Source organism: Limosilactobacillus ingluviei DSM 15946 (assembly GCF_001435775.1).
Lineage (GTDB): Bacteria > Bacillota > Bacilli > Lactobacillales > Lactobacillaceae > Limosilactobacillus > Limosilactobacillus ingluviei.
The window spans coordinates 1-458 of sequence record NZ_AZFK01000027.1 but is presented as its reverse complement, the minus strand read 5'-3'; the positions used below and the strand labels follow the sequence as shown (position 1 = coordinate 458).

Below are 458 nucleotides of genomic sequence, written 5' to 3'. Positions count from 1 at the left end.
TCAGTTAAGGCCAACAGCATGCGCTGTTGGACATTAGGCATGATTTGATGATTAACAGTAATGCCCTGAACCCGGGCTAAGTCTGTGACTAAGGTGGGACATTCCGCACTAACGGGGCAGAGATACTTCTGTTTAGCAATTACGAGCACCAATGGTCGGCCACTAATTTCGAGTCCTCGCAGATAGACTGTTTTAAAGCCATTTTTCCGCATCAATTGACCGCAGACTGGGCAAGCATTGGGATAAGATTGACGAAGATAAAGTTCACAGTGTTCTTGGCGAGCGAACGGGTGCCGGGCGGCCGGATTAGCGGGAACAATTTTAAGTCGATCAGCTTCGGCTACGCGAAGGTCGAAAGTAATCAGATTGTCTGTTAAACCAGTTAAGTTTTTGATATAATCGTTCATTGAAGACGGTCCTTTCTTTAGTTACTGAAGAGCGGGGGTCAGCCGTCTTCT

1 protein-coding gene is annotated in these 458 nt (G+C 46.9%); it reads right to left on the bottom strand.

The annotated features are described in order from the left end of the window. Positions 1-407 (bottom strand): transposase family protein (locus tag FC43_RS04050; RefSeq protein WP_162258985.1); only part of this gene is annotated, 407 nt, incomplete at its 3' end. Positions 408-458 lie beyond the last annotated feature (51 nt).